The following is a 21,278-nucleotide window of genomic DNA, read 5'->3' as shown; positions in this document are numbered from 1 at the left end:
GCTCTTCAATCACTTAGCGGAACTTAAAACGCGGTACCCGCTTTACCGCCTAGCTTCTTCAGGATAATGGCCAGTGGGCAGAACCCAGTAAAGGCTGTTTGGAAAAGGTTCGCACCAACAAAGGCTGTGAACCACAACCAGTACTCACTGACAAACAGTGGGCTAGCCGTTACGCCGAGTGCCAAGCTCAACAAAACCATAAAGCCAGCAAAGGCAAATACCATACGTTCTACAGACATGTTCCGTCCCTCTCAAAGTTGAAATTAAGTGGTTCAACTAGAACCAATATCGATATATTAGTTTTTACTAATTAAACAAGCAACTAATTTATAAAATGCACAGCGACCTCTAACCAAACCGTGTAAAATATTCAGATCGAAAATTTTTAAGGAGTGGGCGATCCCATGAACGAAATCACCATCAAAACACCCGATGATTGGCACCTTCACTTTCGTGATGGCGATATCCTTGCTGAGACAGTAGCAGCTACCGCTCGCTGTTTTGATCGTGCGATTGTCATGCCTAATCTTGCACCACCGGTTCGTAACGCTGCTGACGCAGAGGCCTACAAACAGCGCATCCTTGCTGCACGACCAGCGGGTTCGAACTTTGAGCCTTTAATGACGTTGTACCTTACCGACAGAACCACCGCTGAAGATATCAATGAAGCGGCAAAAGCGGGTATTAAAGCCGTTAAGCTATACCCTGCCGGTGCGACCACAAACTCGGATGCTGCAGTAACAAACATCGATGGCTTAGCCGATGTGTTCGCTGCGCTGGAAGCGAACAACATGCTTTTACTGGTCCATGGTGAGGTCACCGATTCGCATATTGATATTTTTGATCGCGAAAAAGAGTTCATCGATCAACGCATGGGCCCTATCACTCAGAAGTACCCAACGCTTAAAGTTGTCTTTGAGCACATCACCACCAAAGACGCAGCTGAGTTTGTGCTTGCAGCGGGCGGTAACATTGGTGCCACCATTACACCGCAACATTTGATGTTGAACCGTAATGATCTTCTGGTCGGGGGTATTCGCCCACACAACTACTGCTTACCAGTCTTAAAGCGCAACATTCACCAGCAAGCGCTACGTGATGTCGTTGCATCAGGATCTGACAAATTTTTCTTAGGCACCGACTCAGCACCGCATGAACAGGCTAAAAAAGAGACCGCCTGTGGCTGTGCAGGCTGTTACAGCGCTTGGGCAGCCATTGAACTCTACACTCAAGTGTTTGATGAGTTAGGGGCACTGGATAAACTGGAAGGCTTTGCGAGTCTACACGGCCCTAAATTTTATGGCCTACCGGAAAACAACGGCACCATCACACTGGTGAAAGAGTCCTGGACACTCCCAGAGAGCATCACCCTACCGAATGGCCGCCCCATCATTCCATTCATGGCCGGAAGTGAAGTTCAGTGGAAACTGAAAGACTAGAACTCACTTGCAAAGCGAGGCGGTATCAGTAAGATTCACGCCTCAAGTTAAAGCACCCGCTCGAAGGGGCGTTGAATCGCTTAAGCGATTCAACGAGTCTATCCCGACAGTGGATAGCACTATACAATTTGGTTAGAAAAAATTACGCGCCCGTAGCTCACCGGAGCGCCGGCCGGCTGGATAAAGCAGCAGGTTCCGACCCCGTTGGTCGGGGGTTTAATTAAATTTAGTAGAAGTTTAGCGTCTATAGCTCAGCTGGATAGAGTAGCAGGTTCCGATCCTGTTGGTCGGGGGTTCGAATCCCTCTAGGCGCGCCATATAAACCAAAAGGCCCCGCATACTGCAGTATGAGGGGCCTTTTGGTTTATTGGAGAGTGTAGAGACTCTAAGAAGGGGGTTCGACAAAATTGTCTGGAACAATTTTGAACGCACGCCAGTGCGGGCCTGAAAGGCCGAGGTCAGGATTGACCGAGTAATCCCGGGCGCGCCATCTTTGTCCGATTGAGCGGGTAGTCTTTAATAACCGAGTATCCCAGAGCGGATAACTACTTCAACCTAGCCAGACCATTCTGTTTAGATATTTAACTCGATCTTAACGCAAAGCCCTCCAATGGGTGCGTCACTGAAGCTCATGCTACCTGAATAACTCTCTACCACCGCTTTACTAATCGCTATACCAAGACCTGAGCCAGTCGCTGCAGAATCTTCGTCTAAACGAACGCCTCGTTGAGTTAGTCGAATCATATTCTCTTGCGACACCCCTGTTCCATCATCCTCTATTAAAAGAATCCAACGGTGATTTTCACGTGAATAGGTTATCGATAACTCAGCTTTTGAAGTCGCATACCTTAGGGCGTTATCTAGCAAATTGCCAATAAGCTCGAGCATATCATCTCGATCATAGGGGAGTTCATATCGGGGCAGTTGTTTTAGGTGTAACTCCTTACTGGGGTAAATTCGTTTAAAGAGCTCAACCATAGGGGTCAAGTCAGCGTAAGGAGCAAACAGTTTGCCGGGCGTTGGTGTTCCTGAAATACGAGCTCGTCGAAGTTCGCGGTCCATCAAATGCTGAAACTCTTCACTTAGAGCTATTGCCTTGGCAGAGCTTCCATTTGAATCTAGTTCAGAGGAGAGCCAGCGCAACTTCTGAATAGGCCGCTTCAGTTCATGAGCTAGATTGCCTAAACCTGTGCGCGATCTCTCTATTTGCGCAGCTGAGCGAGCCAATAATCGATTGAGCGCAGAGGCTAAAGGCGCTATCTCTCGAGGAAGTTGATCCGGGAATTGAATCGATGAACTGATGTCACCAGCCTCAATCGCTTGCCGAACTGGCTCTAGACTAGCAAAAGCTGCTTTAACCATTCGCCTTTGTAGCCAAACGACCACCCCAAAAACAACCACCATGATTAGAATGAGCAACAGCTCTAATAGCCATTGATTGTTATATAGCTCCGTTACATCCTCAGCAACCGCAAGCGTAAAAGTGACATCTGATTTTTTGAATCCTTGGGTCAAAATCATCCAGCGCTGGTCATCATTAATAACCACCGCAATATCAACAATGCCAGGAGCCACTATTGAGACATTAAGCTCGTGATCCCAAAGAGAGCGGGAAAGTGACTGAAACTGATCTGACTGAAGCTTGAAGTAATGGCCCGATTCGACGCGCTGATAGATCGATGAAATTCGATCCTGTTGCAATTGCCACTGATTATTTTGATCTACACTCAACGCTGTGATTATTGTCTCAGCATCATGACCAAGGCGTTGTTCGATAATGTCATCAACAAACGAGCGAACAGTTAGATGTAAGGGCACTAACAGCAGAACAGCAAGAAGCAGCAGAAGTTTAGTTAAGCGAGATTGGAGCTGAAACTCTATAGAGTATCCCTGCTTTGACATATTAGTTGCTCTTATCCCGCTGAACGATGTAGCCCTGGCCTCGTTTAGTCTCAATAAAATCTTTACCAAAGTATTGGCGAAGACGGTTGATGTAGACCTCGATCACGTTGCTATCTTTGAGCATCTCCTCTTCATAGACATGCTCACTCAGTTCCGACTTGGATATGATTTTACCGGCATGAGTTATCAGATATCGCAGTAATCGAAACTCTTTACCAGTTAATGCAATATTATGACCTAAAGCATCCCTCGCTTGCTGGGTATCTATGTTTAAGGTGACGCCCTGACAAACCAATGTATTGTCCGCACGCCCTTGTTTGCGACGCATCACAGCTTCTATTCGTGCTTGAAGCTCTTCAAAGTAGAAAGGTTTGGTTAAGTAGTCATCGGCTCCGTGCTTTAGACCATCCACCTTCTCTTGCCAGGAGTCGCGAGCCGTAAGAATCACAATGGGGGTATCAATACCCGCACCTCTCAGGTTAGATAGCACCTCAATTCCTGGGCGTTTAGGCAACCCCAGGTCGAGAATAATGCCGTCGAATGACTCCTCTAGCGCAAGAAATTCGCCATCCACCCCATCTTGAGCTACTTCAACGGCAAAACCCGACTTTTGCAGTTGGGGTCTCAACTGGTTAATGAGTTCGATGTCATCTTCGATAAGCAGAAGGCGCATGCTTAATCCTCTAACTTCTCTTCAAGAAGCTCACCACTAGCTGCGTCGATATAGTACTCACGCACCTCCCCGTCACCACCAAGAACTTCAAATTCATAGATCAATTTGCCATCTTTGCGTTCTAGCTCAAGATCTAAGATTTTGCCGATAAATGTCTGTGCGTGTCTGTCCTGTAGTTCCGAAAGTGAGAGGATATGACCCGACTCCAACAACTCCCTCGCCTCCCGCTGTGAGAGGTTATCTCCCGCATTAGAAGGCAACGAAAGTGCTAGGAGATTAATGATCCCAGCGGCCGTGATTCGGAATATTAACCGAGTCGTCATCAAAGTAGCCCTGCTCTGCTCTATCCCCATGACAAGCCTGACACTGGCTAAAACTACCAACATCTGGATTACCGGTTACCATACGATCCGGTACCTCATCATGCTTCTTTTTAAAGTAACGTAACTCAGTAATACGCAGTGGTGTAGCGTTATCTGATACGCTGCGTAAAAACTTACGTGCCCTTCGATTTGAACTGTTTTCAGCCGCATTATCAACCAGATACTGAGTAATCGCTTGTTGTGATGTAGGGTCCAACTCGGCATTTTCACCAAAGTGATTGTCTAAATTACCCATCATCTTCTGCCAACTTCGCTCAGGTAGAAATCCTGTGGGATAGGCCATATGACAGGCTGCACACTCATCAATATAGAGCTGGCGTGCTGGCGAGTTATCTGTCTGTTTTAAAGCGCCATTTCGACGCTCACCGTACTCATCGTCGTCATCATGACCGAAGATTTTCCAGCCCTCATCAGCGGAGGCGACATTAACAACACCAACCATTCCAACCCCTAGAGCACTGGTAAGCAGTGTCGTACCCGCAATCCAACGGACCGTTTTAATGCCAAGTTTCATATTTCTATCTCGCTCTTATTGATTAGATAACCAGAGTAGGATGTCTCCTTTCTCTGCTGGGGTGCACTCGCGGCCAAGCGTCCATTTACAGTTCCTTAGGAACCACTTATTAATCTTATGATCCTGCGTAAGTCGCTCCGGATTTACGCTTGGCGCTAGAGGCTCAATCGCCTTTTTGGTTTTTGCATGCTGGCCTACCTGTTTCACATCAGACCCATGACAGGTTGTACAGCTCTTACCGTTAAAGTCTCGGTTCCAGAAAGCCTCGCCGGCTGCCGCATCAGCACTTTTGCCGCTGGCCGCTTCGAATGTCGTAATCATGCGTTCACTCACTGGGGTTGCATTTGCAACCACTACAAAGAGTGAACCGGTCAGTGCGATAGCTAATTTATTAATTCTCATCGCTCTTCTCCTCGATCTCTTTTTTCCCATTGATCATCGCCCGTACGAGGTTTTCCCCATGGACTAAACTACTCACCAAAACACCGGCTATATGGAACAACACAAAGGCTAGAACAAGATTAGCAACGGCCTCATGAACGTCTTCCATCCAGTGCCCTGAAATCGACTCTACCCAAGTGCCAGCAAGCGGCCCTATGCCATCTGGCGCTACAGAAGCCATGCCTGTAAATGTGAGCAATCCAAGAGAGAGAAGCAGGATAATCACCATTAAACCACCTGCAGGGTTATGCCCCACATAGTGTTTAGGACGCAATGCAGCCAGATCGATTAGATAGGTTTTAATAGTGCTCAGGCGGTAAACAAAGTCGCTGAAACGTGCATGGCGAGTTCCTATAACACCCCACACAATACGAAAGGCTACCAAAGCGGCAATGGTGTAACCGGCCCAGAAGTGCAAGGTATCAAACTCATCTGCACTGACCCAAGCAATCGCGAAGCTCAACACGAGGGTCCAGTGAAAAACACGGACTAATGGATCCCAAACCCTGATCTCTTTTTTCATTGAATCCTCCAAAGGTTCATTCAAACTTCTCAACTTGAAAGAGATCTTGCCGTGAGGAAGATAAAACCAAGCTTAAAAATTTATTAAGAGATTGGAGTTACAAGAAATTGAGGAGAAGCAGCTAATAGTGCTTCCTTATGCAGTGCGAATTTAGAATAACTTATTGGAGATATCCGTCTAATCGGTTATCGCCTTCTGACACGACCTCCCGTCGCATTATACGGCTTACCATTTTTAGAAGCGCCACCACGTTTTGGACCTCGATCAGGATGTTTAGTCGTTGGTTTACGCACGATCGGTTTGCCGGCCGCATTTCGTTTTGGTCCGTTGGAATTGGTTTTTTTACCTTCTCCGTGGCTATTACGATTTGCTTGCCCTTTTTTGTGTGAGGATTGGGAGGGCTTTGATCGGTTCGGGCTGCGTGATTTGCGTGTTCCGGGCTTCGCCTCTGACGAGGAGTGCTCTACTGATTTTAACAGTGTTGTTAACTCTTTTTGTGTCAGATCTCGCCAATCGCCAAGCGCTAGGCCCTTCAGGTCGACGTTCATAATGCGGGTACGCTCTAGCTTTACGACCTCATAGCCAAAGTGTTCACACATACGGCGAATCTGTCGGTTAAGCCCTTGAACAAGCGTTATGTTGAACACACGAGTATCTAGCTTTTTCACGGGGCACTTTTTGGTCATTGTGCCAAGAATGGGGACTCCGCCCGCCATCCCTTCTATGAACGCCGGAGTGATCGGTTTATTAACCGTGACCACATACTCTTTCTCGTGGTTATTACCCGCGCGCAGGACTTTGTTAACCAAATCGCCATTATTGGTCATAAAAATCAGACCCTGAGAGTCTTTATCTAGACGGCCGATTGGGAAGATACGCACACCGTGATTTACGAAATCAACGATATTGTTGGGGCGAGAGCTCTCTGTAGTCGATTCAATCCCTACAGGTTTATTTAGGGCTATAAAGACGAAGTCATCGGGCTCTGGTGGGTCGATCATCTGACCATTGACGCGAACCTGATCTCCAGGGTGTACTTGGTCTCCAATCTGAGCCCGTTTGCCGTTAATAAAGACATTACCCTGTTCAATAAAGCGGTCGGCTTCTCGTCGAGAGCAGATACCACTCTCACTGATAAATTTATTGAGTCGCTTTGCTGAACCGTTGAACATGGCTTAGAGTAATCCTGATTAATTGATCGTCTATTGTATCGATCGAACCAGGCTTCACCAACTTAGACCGCAGATTCATAAGTGAAAAAATGACAAACATAACCGCTTTGCTCTTGGCCCTGTCTGTAACAGCACCGGTATTAGCCGATACAGATAACTACACCTTCATATCGGGAAGTGACATTTATGAAGCTTTATCACAGGAGTCGATGGTCGTTCAGGGGTATGTGTTAGGCGTGGCCGATGCACTGAAGCACAGCACAAATTCTAGTCACTGTTTTGTGATTCCTATGCGTCCCGATGCGGATGCCGTTATCTATTCAGCCTATTTAGACTATTGGCAGAACCGCCAAATTCCCGACAGTGGGACCGAGGCAATTACTCAGATGATGCTAAACAACTTCCCTTGTTCGACCAACGTCGAAAATAACTGATATTTCTTAGTAACAGCGTTTAATTACTAATTAATCTACGATTTTTATCCTGAAACTTTGAAAATTGAGAAATATCAAATTAAGGTGTTAACAGAAATAAAAAAACTGACTAAAAGTTATAAGTCAGTTTTGTTTTTTCTACAAAATGGAGAAAGAAATGAATTTCAAATTTCTAGCCGCAATCCTTACTTCGTTGATGATGGCTTTCGCATTTGTATCACCAGTTCAGGCTGCTGATGAGGGTGAAGCAAAATCCATCTACTGCGATGACGGTTCACTGTGTGTACCAGAGGGTGAGCCAGAACCCGAGTGTGATTAAGTTCAACACTCAATAACTTATAAAAAAAGAAACATCACTGAGGAATCAAATATGATCCGTAAATCACTTGTAATGGGCCTAGTAGGCGTAGTTGCTTCAGGAATGGCGAGCCTTTCAATGGCTGGCTCTCACTCGGACGACAAACCAGTCGGCATCACTGGCGACCTAATGTCGATCGAAGTCATGCACAATGGCAGCAAAGTGACGGTTGAGCGTAACGCTGACAACCAGAACACTGTTAACCCATCATTCGCATTGACTTCACGTCCTTGTCCTCCTTTCTGTATTCAGCCAATGAAACTAGCACCTGGTGTTGAAACCATTGGTGAAGTAGAGATGATTGGCTACATGGAGAAAGCGTCTGCAGGTGACGACTCAATCCTAATCATCGACTCACGTACACCAGACTGGGCTGCGCGTGGCATGATTCCTGGTGCGATCAACCTACCATGGACAGCGCTATCAACTCGTAAAGGTGCTGACCCTATCTCTATTGGTGAGATCTTCACTGACACCTTCGGTGCTGAAGAGTTCGACGGTCTTTGGAAGTTCGGTAACGCTAAAACTCTAGTAATGTACTGTAACGGTATGTGGTGTGGCCAGTCGCCAACTAACATCAAAGCCCTTCTAGACTTCGGCTACCCAGCGCACAAAATCAAGTGGTACCGTGGTGGTATGCAGAACTGGGAAAACCTTGGCCTAACAACTGTTAAGCCTTAATTGGGGTTTTATACCTAGTTGAACAAAAAAGCGTAGTTGTTAACGACTGCGCTTTTTTTTGCCCAAAAATAAGGAAGATCCAATGAAAAAAATTCTAATCGCGTCACTGGCCGCACTTACACTGGCAGGCTGTAACTCTGCAGCAACTAAAAAAGAGTCGGCTGCAGCAACCAAACCTGTGGGTATCACTGGCAGCCTAATGTCGACTGAGGTCATGCATAACGGTCAAAAAGTCACTGTCATGCGTAACCAAGATACTAAAAACACCGTGAACCCTTCGTTCGCAATGACATCACGCCCTTGTCCGCCATTCTGTATTCAGCCAATCGTACTGGCACCCGGTGTTGAGACCATTGGTGAAGTTGAGATGGTCGGCTATATGGAAGCGGTCTCAGCAGGTGATGACTCAATCCTTATCATTGACTCACGCACCCCAGATTGGGCTGCTCGCGGTATGATTCCTGGAGCTGTAAACATTCCATGGACTAAGCTATCGACACGTAAAGGGGCAGACCCTATCTCTATCGGCGAGATCATCGTGGAAGATTTCGGTGGTGAAGAGTTTGATGGCCTATGGAAGTACGGTAAGGCTAAAACTCTAGTGATGTACTGTAACGGTATGTGGTGTGGCCAATCGCCAACCAACATCAAAGCGCTGCTTGATTTCGGTTACCCAGCTGACAAGATCAAGTGGTACCGCGGTGGTATGCAGGATTGGGAAACACTCGGTTTCACAACCGTTAAACCATAGTAGCTACCCCAAAAAAGAGAGCCTCGGCTCTCTTTTTTGTTTCTAGCGTGACAGCCTTTGTGCAATCCAGAGGTAGATAGGCTGCCTAAACAGCACCACTAATCCAACCACCGTTATTGTTCCTAGCAGATCGCCTATCAAGAAGTGGAGCCATATTCCCAGTGGCGCTGCAGTTCCATAAAGCACCGTTGAGAAAAATGCGTTAAGCATGGCTGCAATAACGGTCACGACCACGGCCGTTCTAAACAGACTCATTGATTCTTTAGTCGTATCCACCCCCTGACCTCCCCCTTTCAAGAAGCGGATCAAAAGGATTGGAATATAAAGAGAGACCGTCGATATGATTGCAAATTGCGAGCTAAAAAGAAGGTCATCAGTATGCAGCCACATACCGAAAATCGTTGAGAACAGGATAGCAGGTGCCGCCATCCAGCCCATAATAACGGCAATAATGACTTTAAACCCAGCCGGTAAGAATAGCGTGCTAGCGACCTCTACCCATGATGGATCCAATAACGTGCGCTCTATAGGATAGATAATTTGAGTTTGTAAAACCCATACAACTGCTATCAACAAAAACAGTTGAACATTGACAATTAAGGTGGCCACACAAAATCTCAAATAGTGAAGAATGGATTCATACTAACAAGCAAAACCCTGTCACAAAAGTCACCCCTTACATCTTTAAACGATAAGAACCAAAGATAGCGTTATTTCGAATAAAACTAATAATCGTTATAATGCGCGCAGAATTTTTAGCCTTCGGTCTAGGTTACCCACAAGGTAACAAGTAGAGCCGACTTCAATACAGAGAGGAGCAGCCAATGAAAGCAATCATTTCTAAGGCTTCAACAGCACTATGTACTCTAGGACTAACCTTTGCAGCTCTTTCAGCGCAAGCCGTTACTTCTGAAGATGTCATCGCAGAACGTCTAATGCCCGTTGGTAAAGTATGTCTACAAGGTGACGAAAGCTGTGGATCAGCATCTGCTGCACCAGCGGGTGGCGCACGAACTGCAGCGGATATCGTCGCGGTTTCATGTAACTCTTGTCATGGTGCAGGTGTATTAGGCGCTCCTAAGATCGGCTCTGGTGAATGGGCTGCACGCTTAGATGCTAAAGGTCTAGACACCTTGGTCAGCAATGCAATTAATGGCATAGGCGCTATGCCTCCCCGCGGTACATGTTCTGACTGTACTGATGATGAGATCAAAGCTTCAATTGAGTACATGATCGCTCAATAAGCGATACTCGATGAAAAACAGCGCCAATAGGCGCTGTTTTAATTTGTACTATCAGAAATCATCCAATAGATTTTTTAATCCAGCCAAGGTCTGTTTGCCTCTGACTCGGTTTCGTTCTGGATCGACTTCGCCATGCCCTTCACGCTCAATGTCCTCGTCAGGCAGTTCGTCTAAGAATCGACTCGGTTCACAACTCTGCCACTCTCCAAACTGCTTACGCTTCTTCGCTAAGGTCATCGCTAAGGTACGCTGCGCTCGTGTAATGCCCACATAAGCGAGACGTCGCTCCTCTTCGATGGTATCCGACTCGATGCTATTTCGGTGCGGTAACAGATCCTCCTCCATGCCCATTAGATAGACATGGGGGAACTCCAATCCTTTCGAGGCGTGCAGCGTCATTAACTGCACCCGATCGGAGTCATCCTCCTCCTCTTGGCGCTCGAGCAAGTCGAGCAGCACAAGTCGCGCAATCGCCTCTTCAATAACCGCATCTGGATCATCTTCTTGGATACGCTCCAATGAGGCTCGAAGGGAGTCGACTAGGAACCAGACATTCTGAATACGCTTTTCCGCGACAATATCGCTAGATGCGTTAGCAGTAATCCACTCTTCGTAGCCAATTTCGGCGATCAGTTCACGAATTGCGCCAATGGGATCTGACCCCAAACAGAGCGAGTGCAAACGCTCTATCATCTCAGTAAAGGCACGCAGCCTAGCCAGCGCGTTGGGCTTCATAACCTGTTCAATACCCAACTCATCAACCGCTGCAAACATACTAATATGTCGCTCGGTCGCATACTCACCTAGCTGCTGCAACGTGGTGGGCCCGATCTCTCGACGCGGCAAGTTGATGATGCGAAGAAAGGCGTTATCGTCATCGCGATTAATCAATACTTTGAAGTAGGCCATCAAATCTTTGATCTCGGCGCGAGCAAAGAACGAGGTGCCGCCGCTGAGCTTATAAGGCACCTTAAAGTTCTGCATTTTAATCTCGAGCAACCTGGCTTGGTGATTGCCACGATAGAGCACAGCAAAATCTTTAAAGGGTGCGCGCTCTCGCAGGTGTCGTTCCAGAATCTCGGTCGCGATGCGCTCACACTCCGCATCTTCACTGGGTAGGTGTATCAGACGCAGCGGATCACCCATGCCCATTTCGCTCCACAGCGTCTTATCAAACACGTGGGGGTTGTTCGCAATCAAGGTGTTAGCCGCCTTGAGTATGCGGCTTGTAGAGCGATAGTTCTGCTCTAGCTTTACTAGTTTTAAACTTGGAAAGTCGTGCTGCAGTTGGGCCAGATTCTCTGGACGAGCACCACGCCATGCGTAGATCGACTGATCATCATCACCTACGACGGTTAAACCTGTACGATGCCCCACCAGCTGTCGAACTAGACGGTACTGTGACAAGTTGGTGTCTTGGTACTCATCGACTAACAAGTAGCGAATGCGGTTTTGCCAACGCTCTAACACCTCTGGCTTTTGATCAAACAGCCGCACAGGCACCAAAATAAGATCATCAAAATCGACCGCGTTATAGGCACGAAGGTGGCGCTCATATGCCTCATAGGCTCTGGCGCAGAGAATGTCGATCGGCTCTGAGACAGTCTCCAGAGCCTGTTGAGGCGTGATCATCTCATTCTTCCAAGAGGAGATTTGGCTCTGAACGACATTGATCTTATCCGTGTCCTCATCGTGATGGACTAGAAGATCTCGAATTAAGATGCGACTGTCTTGGTCATCAAACAACGAAAAGCCTGGCTTCATTCCGAGCGCTTTATGCTCACGGCGCAAGATGGTTAGACCAAGGTTGTGGAAGGTTGAGACAATCAAACCGCGTGCCGCCTTGCCCTCCACCAGCGACATGACGCGCTCTTTCATCTCACGCGAGGCTTTGTTGGTAAAGGTGACCGCCGCAATGTGGCGCGCCTCAATGCCGCACTCTTCAATGAGGTAGGCAATTTTACGCGTGATGACACTGGTTTTCCCTGAGCCAGCGCCAGCCAATACCAGCAGTGGACCACTGATGTATTCGACGGCTTCTTTCTGACGGGGGTTAAGACGTGACATGTTTGATGAGCAGACTCGATATTAGGGCGCACAGTGTACACCCTGACATCAGCAAGCCCAAGATCTGCTCATCAGTTAAAGCTGTCGATAGCTGAGCGCCTCCATAATGTGGCTGTTTGCGATCGCCTGATCTGCATTCATATCCGCCAGTGTGCGAGCAACGCGAAGCGCTCTGTGACAAGCCCTAGCGGAGAGCTGTAAGCGTGTCGCTATCACCATAAACTCTTTTGATAATGTCTCTGAAGCATTCAGCTCTTTTTGGACTTCACTGCCTGTTAACTCAGAGTTGAGCTTGCCCTGCCGATCATACTGGCGCTGCTGACACTGACTAACTCGCTTGCGGACTCTATCAGAGCATTCCTCATGCGATTCGCCCAGTAATAGCTCCTCTGTGGGCACCGCACTCAAAGCCAACCGCATATCAAATCGATCCAACAATGGGCCAGAGACTCGACCCTGGTATCGATCGATCGCAGCCTGCGAACACTGACATCGCTCGGTCCCATCAGCGTAGTAACCGCAGGGGCAAGGATTCATCGCCGCCATCAAAGAGAATCGCGCAGGGTAGGTCAGTGTGCCCGCCACTCTAGAAATACTGACCTCACCGGTTTCAAGGGGCTCTCGCAGAACTTCCAGCACAGAGCGGGGAAATTCTGGCAGCTCATCCAGAAATAGAACCCCTTGATGCGCCAATGAGATCTCACCCGGCCTAGGGGAAGATCCACCCCCCACCATCGCCCGTGATGATGCACTGTGGTGCGGTGCTCTATAGGGCCGTTCACCCCGAAACAACCGCTCGACCGGCAAACCCGAGACCGAATAGATACTGGCCGTTTCGATACAACTGGATTGTGAAAGTGGCGGTAGGATCGATGGCAGTGCTTGAGCCAACATACTTTTACCACTGCCCGGAGGGCCGCTCAAAAGCAGGTTATGCATTCCACTGGCGGCCACTTCCAAGGCACGACGGGCCATCGGTTGTCCCCGAACTTCTGAAAGATCTACGGGGTAACTCGGCGGATGATGAACTGGGGGTTGAGGGTCAATTTCAGGTAGCTTTTCAGCACTCAACGCCTGACATAGATCGTACAGCGTCTTAGCTGAGAGTTGCTGCTTAGCTCCCGCAAGTGAGGCTTCTTGACTATTGTCGGGTGCTATAATTATCAGCGCGCCCGCTTCAGCACAGGCATAGGCGGCCGGGAACAGACCTCTAATAGGGTGCAGTTTGCCATCCAAGCCCAATTCTGAGTAGAGCTCTGCCTGTTGCAAGTGAGTTGTTTTGAGCTGATTGGATGCCAACAGAATGCCCAACGCAATGGCTAGGTCATAACGTCCGCCCTCTTTAGGGAGATCGGCCGGTGATAAATTAACGGTGATTCGTCGTTGCGGGTATTCAAAGCCGGCGTTTAACAGTGCACTGCGCACACGCTCGCGGCTTTCACGCACCGCGGTTTCTGCCAAACCCACAATTGCAAAGGAGGGTAAGCCTCCTGAAAGGTGCACCTCAACGCGAACGCGAGGTGCCTCGATACCGAGCTGAGCTCGGCTATATAGAGTTGCCAATGCCATGACGCCATCCTTGGGTCCTGCAGTTGGCCTAGCGTTGATTTAGGACTCTTTTGACTCCAACTCCGCAACCATCGCTTCCAACTGCTCTAATTTTTCTCGAGTTCGCTGAAGTACAGCGGCCTGAGCGTCAAACTCCTCCCGAGTGACTAAATCCAGTTTAGCAAAACTTGATTGAAGTACAGTTTTAATTTGCTGCTGCATCGCCTCCTGACCTGGAAGTGATGAGTTACCCTGAAGGAATTGGGTCATCGTCTGACTTAGGTTTTCAAACATCTTAGGATCAAGCATCTCAGCCCCCTTTAACATCGATATGCGTCTCAATAGATGCACTATACCAGAACCCTTTTAAGACAAGCGTCTATGATCACTATTTTAGCCTCAATATGGCGCACCAAAGTAGTGCATGCACTTTTGTGGTGCATACTGGCGTGCACTATAAAGGTTGATAAAACGGTAAAGAGACCCATGAAAAATTTATAAGTCAATGTTTTATAAGTTATTTTTAAAAGTTGGCACAAGTTTCGCAAATAGAGTTCACAGGAAAAAATTAATCCTCCCTTTTCACATTAAGGAGAAATCTGATGAAACTAGTGTCAGCCGTAATTAAGCCATTCAAGCTTGACGACGTGCGCGAAGCGCTATCAGAGATCGGTGTACAAGGTATCACCGTGACTGAAGTTAAAGGCTTTGGCCGTCAAAAAGGCCACACCGAACTCTACCGTGGTGCAGAGTATGTTGTGGACTTCCTACCTAAAGTTCGCCTAGACGCTGCTGTCTCTGATGAGATCGTAGATCAGGTTATCGAAGCGATCACCAATGCTGCGCAAACCGGCAAAATTGGCGACGGTAAGATTTTTGTTTCAGCGCTTGAACAAGTGGTTCGCATCCGTACCGGTGAGACCGGCGACGAAGCTCTATAACGTTTTGATTTTTGGCCTTATTGGAGGGCATAACAATGGAAGAACTTTTGAATACAACAGCTGGTGATGTTACCCAGCTGAAGTACGCACTCGATACCTTCTACTTCTTGGTGTGTGGTGCGCTGGTTATGTGGATGGCGGCAGGCTTCTCAATGCTAGAAGCAGGTCTTGTTCGTTCTAAGAACACCACTGAAATTCTAACTAAGAACATCGCGCTATTCGCGATCTCTTGCATCATGTACTTCGTTTGCGGTTACGCGATCATGTACGGCGGTGACTACTTCCTATCTAGCATCACGGGTGACGGTGTTGCCGATGAGTGGACCTACGCGCCATCAGCTGACTTCTTCTTCCAGGTGGTATTCGTTGCAACAGCAATGTCTATCGTATCGGGTGCAGTGGCTGAACGTATGAAACTATGGGCGTTCCTAGCGTTCGCGGTTGTGATGACAGGCTTCATCTACCCAATGGAAGGTTCTTGGACTTGGGGCGGCAACGCTGTATTCGGCATGTACACTCTAGGTGATCTTGGTTTCTCTGACTTCGCGGGTTCAGGTATCGTCCACATGGCAGGTGCTGCAGCAGCACTAGCAGGTGTCCTAATGCTTGGCGCACGTAAAGGCAAATACGGTAAGAACGGTGAGATCAATGCGATCCCTGGTGCTAACCTACCAATGGCAACACTGGGCACATTCATCCTTTGGATGGGTTGGTTCGGCTTCAACGGTGGTTCGGTTCTAGCAACGTCTGACGTTGAGAACTCAAACGCAGTTGCCGTTGTCTTCATGAACACTAACGCAGCTGCGGCTGGCGGTGTAGTAGCAGCACTAATCACAGCGCGTCTACTGTTCGGCAAAGCGGACCTTACAATGGCACTTAACGGTGCACTAGCAGGTCTAGTAGCGATCACAGCAGAGCCTTCAACCCCTTCTGCACTACAAGCTCACATCTTCGGTGCGATCGGTGGTGTTCTGGTTGTCTTCTCTATCCTAACGCTGGATAAACTAAAAATTGACGATCCTGTCGGTGCGATCTCTGTACACGGTGTTGTAGGTCTTCTTGGTCTACTACTAGTACCAGTAACAAACGACGGTTCTACTTTCTCTGGCCAGATCATCGGCGCCCTAACAATCTTCGTATGGGTATTCGTTGTCAGCCTAGTGGTTTGGGGCATCATCAAAGCTGTGATGGGCATCCGAGTGACTGAAGAGGAAGAGTACGAAGGTGTCGATATCTCTGAATGTGGTATGGAAGCGTACCCAGAGTTCGTCACTTCACGTAAGTAAAATGAAACTCAGTTTCTGTTGAAACCCGGGGTGTAGCGATACACCCCTCTTCTCAGCCCTACCCCCAGGTAGGGTTTTTTTTGTTTCTGGACAAACAGGTTGATCAGGAAACTTGAAGGTTCAACCATCCATGTACATAATGGATGAAAATTTACAGCGGATTGGGACAGGCCTCCTGCGCAATCCAACAAGGAGAAACTATGAAACTGGTATCGGCAGTTATCAAACCGTTCAAACTGGATGATGTGCGCGAAGCACTGTCTGACATTGGTATCCAAGGTGTTACTGTGACTGAAGTTAAAGGCTTCGGTCGCCAGAAAGGTCACACAGAACTTTACCGTGGTGCAGAGTACGTAGTGGACTTCCTTCCTAAGGTAAAAATTGAAGTCGCTATCGACGACGACATGCTAGATCAAGTCATTGAAGCGATCAGCTCGACTGCCAATACTGGTAAGATCGGTGATGGTAAGATCTTCGTTATGCCTGTTGAGCAGGTGGTACGTATTCGTACTGGCGAGACCGGTTCAGAAGCGCTATAAGCTTCGATATTTTTCAAAAATGCCGCTACCGATCATTTCGCTAGCGGCATTTTTATATCTACTTGAAGCCCCGTTGGCGAGAGGTTTTTGAACTGAACCTCTCCACCGACGCGTTCAGTCGCTCGAGTCACGATACTCAAACCCAAACCGTAACCACCTGAGTTAGCTCCACGTCTAAATGGCTGCCCAATCGAATCTAAAATCGACTCTGGTAATCCGGGCCCATTATCAACCACTCGAATCGTTAGCCTGCCGTTATCAGTCGCGACAGATACCTTAATCAACGTACCCTCTGGCGTATGATTGATGGCGTTATTCAACAGATTGCTGACGACTCGACTCAGTGGCTCACTTCGAATGGTTGCTCCATCGGCGACGGCAAGCGACAGGTCGAATTGATGCTCTGGACCGCTGACACGAGCGTCCTGAACCAGATCCCGACACAGCAGTGCCACATCCAGAATTGGTGCAGTTGCTTCGGCATCTCTAGCGCGAGCCAGTGTCAGTATTTCAGAGATCAAACCATCTAATTTCACGCACTCTTTATTGATGCGTTGCAGGGTACGATCATCCTCACCCCACTTCTGCTCTGCCAAACCAGCGGCCGCCTGAAGACGGGCTAAAGGTGCTCGTAACTCATGCGAGACATCCTGCAGAAGGTGCCGTTGGCTATCGAGCGTCTGCTCAACGTAATCAACCATCTGGTTAAACTCACGAGCCAGCTGGCCGAGCTCATCGCCACGCTTGACGAGCTTACCCTCTGCTCGACTGCTTAAATTACCCTGTTGATGAAGGCGGCGAACAAACCCCTTCAAGTCGTTAATCGGTCTGACGACTAACCACGTGACCAGAAGGCTGCTGCCAAAGGAGACCGCAATGACCCACAAAACTTGGAAGGAGAGTAAGAACCCCCACATCCGTTCAAACAGCTCTTCATTTCGTTCGGGTGGGAAGTAGACGAGGTATGGGGTGCCATCAGCAGCGATGATCTCTGTCACCATTGCATCCTTGGGTTGTGACCGTCTACCTGACGAGTAGATCAGTTGATTGGATCGCTTCTCATAGATCCAAAGCGGTAGACGTCGGCGCTGCTCTTTACGTTGCATCCCATACTGATAATCGGAGATTAACTGCTCTGCGATGATGGTCGCTTTCTGCTTTTGGCTCTCGGTGCGATCGGGAGTATCAGTGACAGAGATGAACAGGGTCAAGCTGATAAGAATACCAAGCGTGCTGACCAGCCAGACGGCGCCGAAGATGCGCCAGAATAGATGTTGATACCAGCGCATTAACCCTCCACCCCAACGACCATCTGGTAGCCTTCACCACGGACTGTTTTAATCATCTCGGCTAAGCCAGGCTTTGCCTGCTCAAGCTTCTGTCTAACACGGCTGACGTGGACATCGATCGATCGATCGTAAGCCGTTAATTTGCGGTGCAGTACCTGTTCGGTCAGCCACTCTTTTGACGCGACCTGCCCAGCACGCTCCATCAACAAAGCCAGCACATTAAATTCAGCTGCGGTTAGCTGTAACTCTATCTCATCAACACAAGCCACTCGACGAGCTGGGGTAAGATTCACTGCCCCAACCGAAAGCGTCTGTTTGTTAGTCTCCTCTTTAACGGGAACAGACCTGCGTAACACGGCACGAATACGCGCCAGCAGCTCGCGCGGGTTGGCCGGTTTAGACAGGTAGTCATCAGCCCCCATCTCTAGTCCCAGGATGCGATCAATATCATCCCCTTTACCGGTCAACATGATGACAGGTGTAGAGACCTTAGGACGAACCTGCTGCAGCAACTCAAGTCCAGATAGGCCAGGCATCATGATATCGAACACACAGAGATCAAACTGACGACCCGCATCAAACAGCTCCATAGCCTGCTCTGCTGACCCTGCTTGAGTCACTGAGAACCCCTCATTCTCAAGGTATTCACCCAGCATGTCCGTCAGATCAAGATCGTCATCAACTAACAGTATTTGTGTGCTCATATTCACTCCTATTTGGGCCCAGTTTACGCTTGGCTGCGTCAAACTCCCAAAACTTTACGCAACTTTACGAACTCGCAACCCAACTTAGCATTGCCATCATCAATAATGGATACATCGAAACGAACAACGAACGGAGAGTTCACATGAAAAAGACAATCATCGCTTCAATTACAGCTGTCACAATGACTTTTGGTGCGCTAGCCGGTATCGCCCACGCAGACGGTAAAGGTGGCCCAAAAAGCGCTGAAGATCGCGTAGAGAAACTGACTCAGCGTCTAGATCTATCCGCCGATCAACAATCACAGCTTTTGGCTATGTTCACAAAACGTGATGCGGATCGTGAACAGATGCAAGCGACCCTAACGGCAGAGCAGCGTGAAAACATGAAAGCCAATGCGCGTGATGGCATGCGTGACCAGATGCACAAAGATATAAAATCGCTGCTGACCGCAGAACAGATCGCTAAGTTCGAAAACATGCACTCTGGTGAGGGCAAAGGCGGCCATGGCAAAGGTGGTAAAGGCGGCAAACACTAAGAGACACCACTGCAGGCTCTGAATGAGTTTTTGAAACCAACAATAGGTTAGAACCTGTTGCAGTGTGGGGAGCTTCGGCTCCCTTTTTTGTTTCTCTTGACCTGACTCAGTCCTCATAGTTAATTAGACCTAAACAATAAGGAGCTCCTAATGAAATTGTTACGTGTCGGCGCAATAGGACAAGAGAGACCTGCCATTCTGGATAAGGATCAACAGATACGAGACCTCTCCTCTGTTGTTCCAGATATCAACGGCGATCTATTATCTGATCAAGCGCTCGAGAGATTAAGAGCGGTAGATCTCGATTCACTTCCCATAATCGACTCATCAGAAAGAGTCGGTCCCTGTATTGGTCAGGTTGGCAAAGTAGTCTGTATCGGTTTGAACTACTCAGATCATGCTGCAGAAGCGGGTATGGAGCTTCCTTCAGAACCCGTTCTCTTTATGAAAGCCACCAGCGCGATTTCAGGCCCAAATGACCCTATACAAATTCCACGTGGTGCCGATAAAACAGACTGGGAAGTCGAGCTGGCCATCGTCATTGGCAAAAAAACAAAATACATTTCAGAAGATCAATCGATGGATCATATTGCTGGCTTTTGTCTTGCCAACGACCTATCCGAACGAGCTTTTCAACTTGAGCGTTTAGGCAGCTGGGACAAAGGGAAATCCCATGACAGCTTTGCTCCTATCGGGCCCTACTTAGTGACCAAAGATGAAATCGTTGATCCGCAAAATCTAAGGATGTTTACAGAGATTAACGGTGAGCGTTTCCAAGACGGAAATACCAATACGATGGTGTTTGATGTCAAAACGATCGTCGCCTATTTGAGCCAATTTATGACCTTAGAAGCTGGCGACGTCATTATGACGGGGACTCCCCCTGGTGTCGGTATGGGTCAATCACCCCAAAAGTATCTTATGGCTGGTGATAGGGTGCGAATTGGCATCGAAGGGCTCGGTGAGCAGCACCAGCTCTGCATCGATGCTTAAAACGCGTAACTAATGACCGACTCACCTGAGTTACTAACCGCTAACACGGGGAAGCGCTCAGGGTGAGTTTTGGCCTCATTAAGCTCTGACTCACTGGTGGGTAGTAGATTCGCCTGCAAAAAGTAACCGATCAGCGCTTTACGAATCTCAAACGCTTCAAGCTGCTCCAGGTCAAAATCATCGATGACCAGTCGTTGTTGTGCCGCTGTAAGCGCGTCATTAACGACCAGTCGAACAGAGAGTGATTCATTCCACGCATTGTCGACCGGCAGCTCATCTCCACCCTCTTTAAGAGTCAGAGCACCGCGGAAGCGACTTAACACAAAGTCACGATAAGCTTGTCGCTCCCAACAATAGGCACGTACATGCAATCGATTGCTGGCACTGATGATGGCACAGGGTGTAATCGATCGAAGTGAACCCTCTGGATTCTGCATCGAAACATAGACCGCCTCTATACGGCTTCGATTCTCAATGCCTGCCAAAATAGTGGCTAACGCGCCGGGCGCAGTCGATCGATTCAATACGGGTACAGAGAAGAAGTCGGGGTTCGCCGGAGTCGATAGGCGGGAGATGGTGATCAACGAGTCAGCCGAATCTGGAATCAGCTTAGGTTTAAACCCTTGTGTGGGTTTGTAACTGCGATCAGATGGCGAATAAGGGCGAACATTTTCAGGCGCGAACTCACAGTAGGTATTAATCGCCTCTTGCGCCTCTGGGCGAGCAATACCAAAGGCCCCAACCAACATAGGCGCGGTGACTTCACGCTCCCACAACAGCTGACGCTCAATAAACCTTAAGCGCTGCAGCTGCGGCCAAGATGTCTCGTTAATTGTGACTGCCATCTTATCTATTCCATC

The 21,278-nt window shown here is 48.4% G+C and carries 26 protein-coding genes and 1 tRNA gene; 12 read left to right on the top strand and 15 right to left on the bottom strand.

Annotated features, from left to right (window positions below):
- Positions 1-23: 23 nt before the first annotated feature.
- Entirely contained in the window at positions 24-239 is a 216-nt protein-coding gene (locus XMD564_RS04565; protein WP_173495343.1) for a DUF2892 domain-containing protein, read from the bottom strand.
- A 165-nt stretch (positions 240-404) separates the two neighbouring features.
- Between XMD564_RS04565 and pyrC the strand changes: the two genes are divergently transcribed.
- Both pyrC and XMD564_RS04555 read left to right on the top strand, forming a co-directional pair.
- On the top strand, positions 405-1,439 hold the full coding sequence (gene pyrC / locus XMD564_RS04560) for a dihydroorotase (RefSeq protein WP_173507896.1): 1,035 nt from the start codon (positions 405-407) through the stop codon (positions 1,437-1,439).
- A 240-nt stretch (positions 1,440-1,679) separates the two neighbouring features.
- Positions 1,680-1,756: transfer RNA gene (locus XMD564_RS04555), tRNA-Arg, on the top strand.
- Positions 1,757-2,012: 256 nt separating this feature from the next.
- Here XMD564_RS04555 and XMD564_RS04550 read toward each other — a convergent pair.
- The 7 genes from XMD564_RS04550 to rluF all read right to left on the bottom strand — a co-directional run bounded on the left by XMD564_RS04550 (position 2,013) and on the right by rluF (position 7,047).
- Positions 2,013-3,341 (bottom strand): sensor histidine kinase, encoded by a 1,329-nt coding sequence (locus tag XMD564_RS04550; RefSeq protein ID WP_173507895.1) that lies wholly within the window; start codon positions 3,339-3,341, stop codon positions 2,013-2,015.
- 1 nt (position 3,342) lies between these two features.
- Positions 3,343-4,014 carry a response regulator transcription factor gene (locus XMD564_RS04545; RefSeq protein ID WP_173498320.1) on the bottom strand — a complete coding sequence of 224 codons (672 nt, stop codon included), beginning with the start codon at positions 4,012-4,014 and terminating at the stop codon, positions 3,343-3,345.
- Positions 4,015-4,016: 2 nt separating this feature from the next.
- Positions 4,017-4,226, bottom strand: coding sequence for a PepSY domain-containing protein (locus XMD564_RS04540; RefSeq protein WP_173498321.1), 210 nt, complete (start codon positions 4,224-4,226; stop codon positions 4,017-4,019).
- Positions 4,227-4,290: 64 nt separating this feature from the next.
- Positions 4,291-4,911: a diheme cytochrome c gene (locus XMD564_RS04535; RefSeq protein WP_173498322.1), complete on the bottom strand. Its 621-nt coding sequence runs from the start codon at positions 4,909-4,911 to the stop codon at positions 4,291-4,293.
- Between the two features lie 15 nt (positions 4,912-4,926).
- Positions 4,927-5,313, bottom strand: a complete 387-nt coding sequence (locus XMD564_RS04530; RefSeq protein WP_173507894.1) for a DUF1924 domain-containing protein — start codon at positions 5,311-5,313, stop codon at positions 4,927-4,929.
- A complete protein-coding gene (locus tag XMD564_RS04525; protein WP_217364269.1) occupies positions 5,303-5,875 on the bottom strand; it encodes a cytochrome b/b6 domain-containing protein in 573 nt (190 codons plus the stop codon). The genes XMD564_RS04530 and XMD564_RS04525 overlap by 11 nt, the downstream gene beginning before the upstream one ends.
- A 185-nt stretch (positions 5,876-6,060) precedes the next feature.
- Positions 6,061-7,047, bottom strand: coding sequence for a 23S rRNA pseudouridine(2604) synthase RluF (gene rluF, locus XMD564_RS04520; RefSeq protein ID WP_173507893.1), 987 nt, complete (start codon positions 7,045-7,047; stop codon positions 6,061-6,063).
- A gap of 89 nt (positions 7,048-7,136) precedes the next feature.
- On the opposite strand from rluF, the gene XMD564_RS04515 reads away from it, so the two are divergent.
- The 4 genes from XMD564_RS04515 (at position 7,137) to XMD564_RS04500 (ending at position 9,271) form a co-directional block, all read left to right on the top strand.
- Positions 7,137-7,481 carry a hypothetical protein gene (locus XMD564_RS04515; RefSeq protein WP_173507892.1) on the top strand — a complete coding sequence of 115 codons (345 nt, stop codon included), beginning with the start codon at positions 7,137-7,139 and terminating at the stop codon, positions 7,479-7,481.
- A 157-nt stretch (positions 7,482-7,638) separates the two neighbouring features.
- Positions 7,639-7,800 (top strand): hypothetical protein, encoded by a 162-nt coding sequence (locus tag XMD564_RS04510; protein WP_173495347.1) that lies wholly within the window; start codon positions 7,639-7,641, stop codon positions 7,798-7,800.
- A gap of 51 nt (positions 7,801-7,851) precedes the next feature.
- Positions 7,852-8,520 (top strand): rhodanese-like domain-containing protein, encoded by a 669-nt coding sequence (locus XMD564_RS04505; protein ID WP_217364104.1) that lies wholly within the window; start codon positions 7,852-7,854, stop codon positions 8,518-8,520.
- Between the two features lie 82 nt (positions 8,521-8,602).
- The gene (locus XMD564_RS04500) at positions 8,603-9,271 is read left to right on the top strand and encodes a rhodanese-like domain-containing protein (RefSeq protein ID WP_173507891.1); all 669 of its coding nucleotides are present in this window, start codon (positions 8,603-8,605) and stop codon (positions 9,269-9,271) included.
- Positions 9,272-9,313: 42 nt separating this feature from the next.
- Here XMD564_RS04500 and XMD564_RS04495 read toward each other — a convergent pair whose 3' ends face one another.
- Positions 9,314-9,880: an MASE1 domain-containing protein gene (locus XMD564_RS04495; protein ID WP_173507890.1), complete on the bottom strand. Its 567-nt coding sequence runs from the start codon at positions 9,878-9,880 to the stop codon at positions 9,314-9,316.
- Between the two features lie 215 nt (positions 9,881-10,095).
- Between XMD564_RS04495 and XMD564_RS04490 the strand changes: the two genes are divergently transcribed.
- Positions 10,096-10,515 carry a cytochrome c5 family protein gene (locus XMD564_RS04490; protein WP_173507889.1) on the top strand — a complete coding sequence of 140 codons (420 nt, stop codon included), beginning with the start codon at positions 10,096-10,098 and terminating at the stop codon, positions 10,513-10,515.
- Between the two features lie 51 nt (positions 10,516-10,566).
- Here XMD564_RS04490 and rep read toward each other — a convergent pair whose 3' ends face one another.
- The 3 genes from rep to XMD564_RS04475 form a co-directional block, all read right to left on the bottom strand.
- The gene (gene rep / locus XMD564_RS04485) at positions 10,567-12,582 is read right to left on the bottom strand and encodes a DNA helicase Rep (RefSeq protein WP_173507888.1); all 2,016 of its coding nucleotides are present in this window, start codon (positions 12,580-12,582) and stop codon (positions 10,567-10,569) included.
- 75 nt (positions 12,583-12,657) lie between these two features.
- Positions 12,658-14,151: a YifB family Mg chelatase-like AAA ATPase gene (locus XMD564_RS04480; protein ID WP_173507887.1), complete on the bottom strand. Its 1,494-nt coding sequence runs from the start codon at positions 14,149-14,151 to the stop codon at positions 12,658-12,660.
- A 39-nt stretch (positions 14,152-14,190) separates the two neighbouring features.
- Complete coding sequence (locus tag XMD564_RS04475; RefSeq protein WP_173481906.1) at positions 14,191-14,439, bottom strand: accessory factor UbiK family protein; 249 nt, start codon at positions 14,437-14,439, stop codon at positions 14,191-14,193.
- Between the two features lie 293 nt (positions 14,440-14,732).
- On the opposite strand from XMD564_RS04475, the gene glnK (XMD564_RS04470) reads away from it, so the two are divergent.
- From glnK (XMD564_RS04470) to glnK (XMD564_RS04460), 3 genes are all read left to right on the top strand, one after another.
- Complete coding sequence (gene glnK / locus XMD564_RS04470) at positions 14,733-15,071, top strand: P-II family nitrogen regulator (protein ID WP_173481905.1); 339 nt, start codon at positions 14,733-14,735, stop codon at positions 15,069-15,071.
- A gap of 35 nt (positions 15,072-15,106) precedes the next feature.
- Complete coding sequence (locus XMD564_RS04465; protein ID WP_173481904.1) at positions 15,107-16,357, top strand: ammonium transporter; 1,251 nt, start codon at positions 15,107-15,109, stop codon at positions 16,355-16,357.
- 200 nt (positions 16,358-16,557) lie between these two features.
- Positions 16,558-16,896: a P-II family nitrogen regulator gene (gene glnK, locus XMD564_RS04460; RefSeq protein ID WP_173481903.1), complete on the top strand. Its 339-nt coding sequence runs from the start codon at positions 16,558-16,560 to the stop codon at positions 16,894-16,896.
- A 32-nt stretch (positions 16,897-16,928) separates the two neighbouring features.
- Here the strand turns inward: glnK (XMD564_RS04460) and XMD564_RS04455 are convergent, their stop codons facing one another.
- Together XMD564_RS04455 and XMD564_RS04450 are read right to left on the bottom strand one after the other, a co-directional pair.
- Complete coding sequence (locus XMD564_RS04455; protein WP_173488774.1) at positions 16,929-18,185, bottom strand: HAMP domain-containing sensor histidine kinase; 1,257 nt, start codon at positions 18,183-18,185, stop codon at positions 16,929-16,931.
- On the bottom strand, positions 18,185-18,889 hold the full coding sequence (locus XMD564_RS04450; protein WP_173484163.1) for a response regulator transcription factor: 705 nt from the start codon (positions 18,887-18,889) through the stop codon (positions 18,185-18,187). The genes XMD564_RS04455 and XMD564_RS04450 overlap by 1 nt, the downstream gene beginning before the upstream one ends.
- Before the next feature lie 143 nt (positions 18,890-19,032).
- Here XMD564_RS04450 and XMD564_RS04445 point away from each other — a divergent pair, with 143 nt between their 5' ends.
- Positions 19,033-19,425 carry a hypothetical protein gene (locus XMD564_RS04445; RefSeq protein ID WP_173507886.1) on the top strand — a complete coding sequence of 131 codons (393 nt, stop codon included), beginning with the start codon at positions 19,033-19,035 and terminating at the stop codon, positions 19,423-19,425.
- A gap of 150 nt (positions 19,426-19,575) precedes the next feature.
- Positions 19,576-20,418: a fumarylacetoacetate hydrolase family protein gene (locus tag XMD564_RS04440; RefSeq protein WP_173507885.1), complete on the top strand. Its 843-nt coding sequence runs from the start codon at positions 19,576-19,578 to the stop codon at positions 20,416-20,418.
- Here XMD564_RS04440 and XMD564_RS04435 read toward each other — a convergent pair.
- Positions 20,415-21,263 (bottom strand): WYL domain-containing protein, encoded by an 849-nt coding sequence (locus tag XMD564_RS04435; protein ID WP_173507884.1) that lies wholly within the window; start codon positions 21,261-21,263, stop codon positions 20,415-20,417. The two genes, XMD564_RS04440 and XMD564_RS04435, sit on opposite strands and share 4 nt — an antisense overlap.
- Positions 21,264-21,278: the final 15 nt, after the last annotated feature.

Origin of the sequence: Marinobacterium sp. xm-d-564 (genome assembly GCF_013283345.1) — a bacterium.
Lineage (GTDB): Bacteria > Pseudomonadota > Gammaproteobacteria > Pseudomonadales > Balneatricaceae > Marinobacterium_E.
The sequence above is the reverse complement of the archived record's forward strand: the minus strand, read 5'-3'. Positions and strand labels throughout refer to the sequence as shown.